This is a genomic window from Flavobacterium sp. (assembly GCF_036405015.1).
Lineage (GTDB): Bacteria > Bacteroidota > Bacteroidia > Flavobacteriales > Flavobacteriaceae > Flavobacterium.
Map to the genome: position 1 here is coordinate 1 of NZ_DASWYK010000100.1, position 4,510 is coordinate 4,510.

Genomic DNA, 4,510 nt, shown 5'->3' on the forward strand with positions numbered 1-4,510 from the left:
ATATCTAAATATTAAGTTCGCAAAGCTTTGTCCACACCAAGCTTTGCGAACTTCAATCGAAGATTTTCTCAAAAAAACTTTGCGCTTCTTTGCGAATACTTTGCGTACTTTGCGGTTAAGAGAATATCTTTTTTTAACGCAAAGAACTCTAAGGTATTTTTATTGGGAACATAATCAATACTCAAACAAATCCCTTTTAAAGGCTTTATAAGCCTAAAATAGGACGTTCGATTAATTTTTTGCAAACATTATTTTTAAAAATCAGAATATGTCTATATTTGCACAAATTAACGCGACACACACATGAAATATAAAAGAATTCTTCTAAAACTTAGCGGAGAGGCTTTAATGGGCGATTTACAATACGGAATTGACCCGAAAAGATTAGGCGAATATGCTGATGAAATCAAGCAAATTCACGATAAAGGAGTAGAAATTGCAATTGTTATTGGAGGAGGAAATATATTTAGAGGAGTTGCGGGAGCAAGCTCTGGTATGGATAGAGTTCAAGGCGATTACATGGGAATGCTGGCAACTGTTATAAACGGAATGGCATTACAAGGCGCTCTTGAAGACAAAGGAATGAAAACACGTTTGCAGACTGCTCTAAAAATGGAATCTATTGCAGAACCATACATTAAAAGAAGAGCTGATCGTCACTTAGAAAAAGGCAGAATTGTAATTTTTGGTGCTGGAACTGGAAATCCATACTTTACAACTGATACAGCGGCTGTTTTAAGAGGAATCGAAATCAACGCCGATGTAATCTTAAAAGGAACTCGTGTTGACGGAGTTTATGATTCTGATCCAGAGAAAAACGCATCTGCTGTAAAATTTGATTTCATTTCTTTTGATGATGTAATCAAAAAAGGATTGAATGTAATGGATACAACTGCATTTACTTTAAGCCAGGAAAACAAATTGCCAATCGTAGTTTTTGATATGAACAAAATCGGAAACTTATTGAAAATTTGTGCAGGCGAAAACATAGGAACTGTAGTAAATATATAGTCATCAGTAGCAGTTTATCGTCAAACACAAGACATTAACTGAAAACTGAGAATGAAAACTGAAAACTAAAAAAAAATGACTGAAGAAATAGACTTTATTTTAGAAAGTACTGAAGAATCAATGAACGGTACGATTGCACACTTAGAGAAAGAATTTCTTAACATTCGTGCAGGAAAAGCTTCTCCAGCAATGCTTGGAGGTGTGTTTGTTGATTATTACGGATCTCAAACTCCGCTTTCGCAAGTATCTAAAATCAGCGTTCCAGATGCAAGAACAATTACATTGCAGCCATTTGAAAAAAACATGCTGCAAGCAATTGAAAAAGCTATTTTGATCGCTAACATTGGTTTTAACCCAATGAACAATGGTGACATGGTAATTATCAGCGTACCGCCATTAACAGAAGAGCGTCGTCGTGATTTAGCAAAACAAGCAAAATCTGAAGCAGAAGATGCTAAAATTGGTATTCGTAACTCTCGTAAAGATGCTAATACTGATATCAAAAAATTAGAAAAAGAAGGAACTTCTGAAGACATTTGCAAATCTGCTGAAGAAGAAGTTCAGAACTTAACTAACGCTTACATCAAAAAAATCGATGAATTATTGGCTTTAAAAGAAGCTGAAATCATGAAAGTGTAATTAGTTTTGTCATAAAATAAAAAATCCGTCTGGTTAATTGTATCAGACGGATTTTTTTATTGCTATTTTTGCATACGAAAAATTAATTCTTTTCGTTTTTGAAACTATATCATTCTGTATGAAGCTATTTTGTTTTTTGACTTTGTTTTTTACGCTTACTCTTCAGGCGCAAATTCAAATAAACGGAATCGTCACCGATTCAAACAACAAACCTCTTCCGTTTGCTACCATTACCACTTCAGAAAACAACAACACTATTACAGATGTTGACGGAAAGTTTATTTTTAAAATCAGTACATCGGCCACTACTTTAACGGCATCTTATGTAGGTTTTCAAACTAAAACTATTGCATTATTAAACAGCAAGACTTTTTATGCTGTTTCGCTTGTACAACAAACAGACGACTTAAAAGAAGTAATTGTTTCTAATGAAAATCCGGCTTTAACTATAATCCGAAAAGTTATTGCTGCCAAATCGCAGAACAATCCGCAGAAAAAACTCAATAATTTTGAGTACAAAACATATAACAAACTTATTGTAACAGCGAATTCGGATTCAATTGATGGCAGAATCGACTCTACTGCATCGTACAAAGATTTAGACAAAAAAATAATCAATATTGATTCTTCTGATTATAAATTCAAAGAAATTGTAAGCAAACAACATTTATTTCAAACGGAGAAAGTTTCACAATACCAATTTGCAAACAACAAATTGAAAGAAACAGTTCTGGGCACTAAAATAGCTGGTTTTAAACAACCAATTTACGAAGTGCTTGCCTTTAACTTACAGTCTATTTCGATTTACGATCCTAAATACGAATTGTTTGAAACCAAATACGAAAATCCCATTTCAAACACGGCTCCTTCAAGTTACAATTATAAATTATTAGACACTGTCAGCATCAAAGGACGCGATGCTTATATGATTTATTTTAAAAACAAACAAAGACGAAAAGCATCTGGGCTAGAAGGCGTTTTATATATTGATAAAGAAAATTTCGCTGTCGCTAAAGCTGTAATGCGAATCAAAGGTGTTTTGGATATTAGCGGTATTCATGAATTTGAATATAATTCGAAAGAAAAAATCTGGTTCCAGAGCAATACGACTTTTAAAATTGTAAAAGGAAAAAATGATGACGACATTAGAATTTTGGGCGGAACCATTCAGTTTGACGGAGACGTTGAGGAGAATTTTGAACCCAGAAAAAAAGTAGCCTCTGATTTTACTTATCTAATTTCTGAAAGTAATAGTTTCGATATTCGTGTTGGCACTAACAATCCTATTAAGAATCCTTCATTATATATCGAAATTAAAGACGATGCCGCCAAAAAACCAGAAAGTTTCTGGGAAGCTTATCGAAAAGAAAATCTTGACTTAAAAAGCCAAAAAACATATTTATTATTAGACAGTCTTTCTGTAAGCAATCGAATTGAGAAACGCTTGGGAATTGGGCGAAAAATCATCAATGGTTTTTACCCAATCGGGCCAGTTGATCTGGATCTAAAAAAGATTATCAGTTATAATAATTATGAAGGTTTTCGTCTGGGTTTAGGCGGAATTACAAACGATTGCTTATCTAAAAATTTCCGAATTGAAGGTTATACCGCTTACGGAACAAAAGACGGAGTTTTTAAATACAGTTTAGGAGCCGGAGTTTTACTGGATAAATACACCAATACCTGGTTTAACGGATATTACACCGATGACGTTCGAGAGATTGCAAGTACCGTTTTTGCGGTTGACAAACGTGTTTTCAAAATTTATGATCCACGACCAATTAACATTAGTACTTTCTATGAATATGTTGGATGGAGAGGAAATATTCAGACCAAAATTATTCCGAAAACTGAAGCTGTTTTAGAATTTTCAAGAAATTATATCGAACCCAAATTTGATTATCTGTTTAATTACGATGGAAAATTGTATTCAAGTTACATTATGACTACAGCAATGCTTTCGATTGTTTGGGCGCCTTTTAGTGATTTCATGCAGACTCCAACTGGAAGAAATGAATCGGAGAAAAGATTCCCGAGATTTACTTTTCAGTACACACAGTCTTTACCGAATGTATTTGGTAATGATTTTACTTTTAGTAAAATTGATTTCAAAGCAGAATACGAAAAAAAATACTTGAACCGCCAGAAAACAAGTCTTCTTTTACAGGCAGGTTTAGCAATGGGCGATGTTCCAATTACGCATTTATACAATACTTCTCCAAACAACCTGACTAAGGAAACGGTTATACAACGTATTACTTTTTCGGGAAGAAATGCTTTTGAAACAATGTTTTTTAATGAATTTTTCTCAAACGAATACTTTATGTTTCAAATCAAACATGGTTTTGACCGTATTACGATTCTTAAAAAAGTAAGACCATCATTGGTTTTAGTTTCCAGAATGGCTTGGGGAAATATGGAAAAACCAGAACAACATGTTGGACCAGCCTACAAAACTCTTGACAAAGGTTACTTTGAATCGGGAATTGAATTGAACAAAATCTACAAAGGTTTTGGTCTTGCCGGATTCTACCGTTACGGACCAAATCAGTTATTGAAATTTGAAGATAATATTGCAGTTAAGATTTCTTACTTGCTTGATCTAGGTTTGTAAAATTCCTATTGTAGAAATTCCAATCTTTGAACTTAAAAAACTTTGTCAAAGTTTGAAACTTTGACAAAGTTTTATTGAATCCATAAAAAAATCCCAAACTCCAATCGCATTGCATTTGGAATTTGGGATTTTTATTTATTGGAATTTAAAATTAGGGTTTAAGAATCAAAACCGAAGGCGTATTATTGAGCCATGGACTTTGAGATTCTATTAGTTTTTTCCAGCTGTCTAAACTTATAATCATTA

4 protein-coding genes are annotated in these 4,510 nt (G+C 33.4%); all 4 read left to right on the plus strand.

Annotated elements, in window-relative coordinates; genetic code table 11:
• The coding region (locus VGE71_RS07990) for a hypothetical protein (RefSeq protein WP_331137853.1) at positions 1-211 on the plus strand (211 nt) is incomplete at its 5' end.
• 92 nt (positions 212-303) lie between these two features.
• Complete coding sequence (pyrH, locus tag VGE71_RS07995) at positions 304-1,011, plus strand: UMP kinase (protein ID WP_144217214.1); 708 nt, start codon at positions 304-306, stop codon at positions 1,009-1,011.
• Positions 1,012-1,086: 75 nt separating this feature from the next.
• The gene (gene frr / locus VGE71_RS08000) at positions 1,087-1,650 is read left to right on the plus strand and encodes a ribosome recycling factor (protein ID WP_144217211.1); all 564 of its coding nucleotides are present in this window, start codon (positions 1,087-1,089) and stop codon (positions 1,648-1,650) included.
• A 118-nt stretch (positions 1,651-1,768) separates the two neighbouring features.
• A complete protein-coding gene (locus VGE71_RS08005; protein ID WP_331137854.1) occupies positions 1,769-4,264 on the plus strand; it encodes a DUF5686 family protein in 2,496 nt (831 codons plus the stop codon).
• Positions 4,265-4,510: the final 246 nt, after the last annotated feature.